6 protein-coding genes are annotated in these 5,052 nt (G+C 37.5%); all 6 read left to right on the plus strand.

Annotated features, from left to right (window positions below; all coding sequences use genetic code 11):
• Positions 1-772, plus strand: a 772-nt coding sequence (locus ABZA26_RS07235) for an ACP S-malonyltransferase (RefSeq protein ID WP_372713853.1), incomplete at its 5' end; no start/stop codon positions are given.
• Between the two features lie 55 nt (positions 773-827).
• Positions 828-1,577, plus strand: coding sequence for a 3-oxoacyl-[acyl-carrier-protein] reductase (gene fabG / locus ABZA26_RS07240; RefSeq protein ID WP_372713854.1), 750 nt, complete (start codon positions 828-830; stop codon positions 1,575-1,577).
• 93 nt (positions 1,578-1,670) lie between these two features.
• Positions 1,671-1,895, plus strand: a complete 225-nt coding sequence (locus ABZA26_RS07245; RefSeq protein WP_013387955.1) for an acyl carrier protein — start codon at positions 1,671-1,673, stop codon at positions 1,893-1,895.
• 131 nt (positions 1,896-2,026) lie between these two features.
• Entirely contained in the window at positions 2,027-3,265 is a 1,239-nt protein-coding gene (gene fabF / locus ABZA26_RS07250) for a beta-ketoacyl-ACP synthase II (RefSeq protein ID WP_372713855.1), read from the plus strand.
• A 15-nt stretch (positions 3,266-3,280) separates the two neighbouring features.
• A complete protein-coding gene (gene rnc / locus ABZA26_RS07255) occupies positions 3,281-3,994 on the plus strand; it encodes a ribonuclease III (protein ID WP_372713856.1) in 714 nt (237 codons plus the stop codon).
• The gene (locus ABZA26_RS07260) at positions 3,981-5,003 is read left to right on the plus strand and encodes an elongator complex protein 3 (RefSeq protein ID WP_372713857.1); all 1,023 of its coding nucleotides are present in this window, start codon (positions 3,981-3,983) and stop codon (positions 5,001-5,003) included. The genes rnc and ABZA26_RS07260 overlap by 14 nt, the downstream gene beginning before the upstream one ends.
• Positions 5,004-5,052: the final 49 nt, after the last annotated feature.

Here is a 5,052-nt window from a genome sequence, read left to right on the forward strand (position 1 = left end):
AAGAGTTATGTTTGAAGGACCTGAAGAGGACCTTAAGCAGACTAAATATACTCAGCCTGCAATTGTTGCAATGAGTCTTGTTCTTTCTAAACTTATGGAAGAAAAAGGGATAAAAGCTGACTATGTAGCTGGACATTCAGTGGGAGAATATGCTGCCTTAGGAGCCGGAGGATATCTTTCTCTAGAAGATGCTGTAAAACTTACGGCGTTCAGAGGAGATACTATGAACACAGTTTCTCAGGAAGTAAACGGTACCATGGCTGCTATCATAGGAATGGAAGCGTCTAAAATTGAAGAAGTATTAAAAGGTGTCGACGGAGTAGTAGAGGCGGTAAACTTTAATGAACCTGGACAGACAGTTATAGCCGGTTCTGTAGCTGCTATTGAAAAGGCATGCGAGGCACTAAAAGAAGCAGGTGCAAGAAGAGCACTGGTACTTTCTGTATCTGGACCTTTCCACTCTTCTCTAATGAAGCCAGCTGGAGAAAAACTGAAAGCTGAAGTGGAAAACTATGTATTCAAAACAGGAACTGCAAAGCTCGTGGCAAATACTACTGCAGAGGTAACAACTGATGCTGAAGAGATCAAAAAAGAGCTTTATGATCAGACTTTCGGACCTGTTAGATGGGTTGAAACTATAGAGAAGCTAAAATCTGAAGGTGTTGAAAAAATTTATGAAATAGGACCTGGAAAAGTTCTCAAGGGTCTTATCAGAAAAATAGATAAAACACTAGAAGTTGAAAACATTGAAAAATTAGAAGATCTAGCATAAGTTTATTTTAAAATTTAAAATAAAATAATTAAATCTCTTTAACAAGGAGGAAAGAATGATTGATTTAAAAGGAAAAGTAGCGGTCATTACTGGTTCTGCAAGAGGAATCGGAAGAGCTGTTGCTGAAAAATTAGCACAGGCCGGTGCTAATCTTGTAATTACAGATATACTAGCAGAGATAGGTGAAAAAACTGCCAAAGAGATCTCTGAAAAATACGGAGTGGAAGCTATATTCGTTCCTGGAAATGTTGTTTCAAGTGAAAGTATGGCTGAGCTAGCATCTAAAACTCTTGAGAAGTTTGGGAAAATAGATATTCTTGTCAACAATGCAGGAATTACAAGAGATACACTTTTCATGAGAATGAAAGAGGAAGATTTTGATCTTGTTATGAATATCAACCTCAAAGGAACTTACAACTGTACACAGGCTTTCTTTAAGACTATGGTAAAACAGAGATACGGAAGCATCATTAATATGGCATCAGTTGTGGGACTAATGGGAAATGCAGGTCAAGTGAACTACTCTGCTTCAAAAGCCGGAATGATAGGTATGACTAAATCTCTGGCAAAAGAAGTAGGGAAAAGAGGAGTGAGGGTAAACGCTGTAGCTCCAGGATATATACAATCTGAAATGACAGATATACTAAGTGAAGATGTAAAGAAAGAGTTTGCAAAAAACATCCCTATGGGTGTAATGGGAACTCCTGAAGACATTGCGAATGCAGTACTGTTTCTGTCTTCTGATCTTTCTAGCTATATCACAGGTCAGACTTTAAGTGTTAATGGTGGAATGTTGATGCCTTAAGGGCGTTTAAGATATAAAAGTCTTGAAAAATCACATTAAATTTGATACTATCATAATAGAAAAAATTAATGAAAAAACCAAGGAGGAAAAAGAATGTTAGATAAAATCAAAGAAGTAGTAGTAGATCAATTAGGTGTAGACGCGGATCAAGTAACTCTTGAGGCGAACTTCGTAGACGATCTAGGAGCAGATTCACTAGATACAGTTGAACTAATAATGGCTTTCGAAGAGGAATTTGACGTAGAGATTCCTGATACAGAGGCTGAAAAGATCAAAACTGTTCAAGACGTAGTAAACTACATCGAATCTAATAAGTAATATTTAAAGGTTATAGGGGTAATTAATTACCCCTATAATTGTATTTATAGAAAATTGAAAAAATCGCTTTTTATAGTGATTTGTCTCATTTACGATAAAATAAAAAGTTTCATGAAGAGGTGAAGGATAAAGTGAGAAGAGTTGTAGTAACTGGAATAGGCCTTGTAACTGCTTTGGGAACAGGGGTAGAAAAAACTTGGAAAGCTATCAAAGAAGGTAAAACTGGAGTGGGAAATATCGAATCTTTCGACACTACTGACAACCCTGTAAAAGTTGCAGCTGAGGTAAAAGATTTTGATCCTACAGATTTCGGAATTGAAAAAAAAGAAGTTAAGAAACTTGCTAGAAATACACAGTTTGCCATAGTAGCTTCAAAAATGGCAATTGAGGATTCTAAACTTGAAATTACTGCTGAAAATGCAGAAAGAGTAGGAGTAATCGTATCTTCTGGTATAGGTGGTATAGAGGTAATGGAACAACAGCACGAGGTAATGTTAAATAAAGGGATAAAGAGAATATCTCCTTTTACAATACCTGCAATGATATCAAATATGGCAGCAGGAAACGTAGCTATATACACAGGAGCAAAGGGACCGAATAAAGCTGTAGTAACTGCTTGTGCAGCAGGAACGCACTCTATAGGAGATGCTTTTGAAACTATCAGAAACGGAAAGGCAGATGCAATGATCGCAGGAGGTACAGAAGCTTGTATCACTAAGTTTGCTATCAACGGATTTGCAAATATGAAAGCTCTTTCTACCAGAAACGATGAGCCAGAAAAAGCATCTAGACCATTTACAGCAGACAGAGACGGTTTTGTAATGGGAGAAGGTGCAGGAATAGTAATACTTGAAGAACTAGAAGCGGCAAAAGCTAGAGGTGCAAAAATATATGCTGAAGTTGTAGGATACGGAGAAACTTGTGATGCTTATCATATAACATCACCATCTGAAGGTGGAGAAGGCGGAGCAAGAGCTATGAAAATGGCACTTGAGCAAGGTGGAATCGACTTATCAGAAGTGGACTACATCAATGCCCATGGAACTTCAACTCCTGCAAACGACAGAAATGAAACAGCTTCAATAAAAACAATATTCGGAGATCATGCCTATAAACTGGCAGTATCTTCAACTAAAGGTGCTACAGGACACGGTCTAGGAGCAGCTGGAGGAATAGAAGGAGCTTTCTTAGCACTTGCAATAAGCGAAGGAATATTACCACCTACAATCAATTATGATACTCCAGATCCAGACTTGGATCTTAATTATGTACCTAACATAGCTGTGGAAAAAGAGATAAGAGTAGGTCTTTCCAACTCACTAGGTTTTGGAGGACACAACGCAGTTATCGCAATGAAAAAATATAAATAAGAGGTGTAGAGGACAGTGGTAGAAAGTTGTTTTGCAGAACTTGAAAAAAGATTGCAGTATACATTTAACAGCAAAAAACTTCTGAAGCACGCCCTCATTCACAGGTCTTATGGAAATGAAAACTGGGATTATAAAAAGGTAAACAACGAGAGACTAGAACTGCTGGGAGATGCAGTTCTAGATCTTGTTGTTACAGAATATCTTTATTTGCATTTTACCGGTTCAAGCGAGGGAGATCTGGCTAAATTGAAATCAATGATTGTCAGTGAGCCTGTGCTTGCTAAAATTTCCAGAAAACTTGGAGTGGGAAATCATCTTCTTTTAAGTAAAGGAGAGGAGCTTACAGGAGGAAGAGACAGGAGTTCCATATTAGGAGACGTATTCGAAGCTATACTAGGTGCGGTTTATCTTGATTCTAATTTCATAATAGCCAAGGAGTTTGCCATAAAGCATCTGAAGAGATTCATAGACCATATAGAGGAAAATGAAGATCTTATAGATTTTAAAACTATTCTTCAGGAATTTAGTCAGAGGGAGTACAAGGTAATTCCTTTTTATGAAGTGATAAAAGAGATGGGACCTGATCACAGAAAATCCTTTGAAATAGCAGTGAAAATAAATGATGAGCTAATGGGACTGGGAACAGGGAGAAATAAAAAAAGTGCAGAGCAGTCAGCAGCAAGAAACGCCTGCAGAAAATTGGGAGTAAAGGCATATGAAGCATTATAATATTCCAGTTTTTATAAGTCATTTTGGATGCCCAAATTCATGTGTATTTTGTAATCAAAAGAAGATTACAGGTATAGAAACAGACGTGAGTGCCGATGAATTAGAGACGATCATTGAAGATTATTTAAAAACTCTTCCAAAGGAATCAAAAAAAGAAGTGGCTTTCTTTGGTGGAACTTTTACAGGGATTTCGATAGATCTTCAGAGAAATTATCTAGCGGTAGTCAAAAAGTATATTGATGATGGGAAGGTAGACGGAATAAGGATGTCCACAAGACCTGATTATATATCACATGAAATACTTCTTATGCTCAAAGAGTACGGAGTAACCACAATAGAGCTAGGAGTTCAGTCTCTTGATGCTGATGTTTTAGAACTTTCAGGCAGAGGATACCGTCCGGAGAAAGTTTTTGAAGCCTCGACAATGATCAAAGAGGCCGGGATAGCTCTTGGAATACAACTTATGCCAGGGCTTCCAGGGTCAACGGATGAAAAAGATTTTATAAGTGCCAAAAGAGTAGTGGGGATAGGACCTGACATGGTCAGAATATACCCCACTCTTGTCATAAACGGGACCCAAATGGAGAAAATGTATTATGAAGGCACTTTTGCCCCGATGACACTGAAGGAAGCAGTTGACAGAGTGGTTCCTATTTATGCACTTTTTGAAAAAGCTGGAATAAATATAATAAGGGTAGGGCTGCAGCCATCTGATGATATAAGGGAAGAGGGAGTCATTATAGACGGACCTTTTCATCCGTCATTTCGGGAACTGGTAGAAGGAGAGATATATTCTAGATTTCTCACCATACATAGAGATGAAGTCGGAAACCTGAATGTAAAAGCAAATGAAAAAAATATATCAAAAATTGTCGGAAACAGAGGAATCAACAGAAAAACCTTCGGAAAGAGTTTTAAGATATCAATAGATAATAGTCTAAGTCTAAAAGAGATAAGTGTAAATGGAAATCTGATAACGAGAGAAGAAATTTTGAACGGAGTAATATAAGATGAATCAGATAATTATAAATGTTGATGATTTTCAGACCAGGGCGGCT

The organism is Ilyobacter sp. (genome assembly GCF_041583315.1).
GTDB lineage: Bacteria > Fusobacteriota > Fusobacteriia > Fusobacteriales > Fusobacteriaceae > Ilyobacter.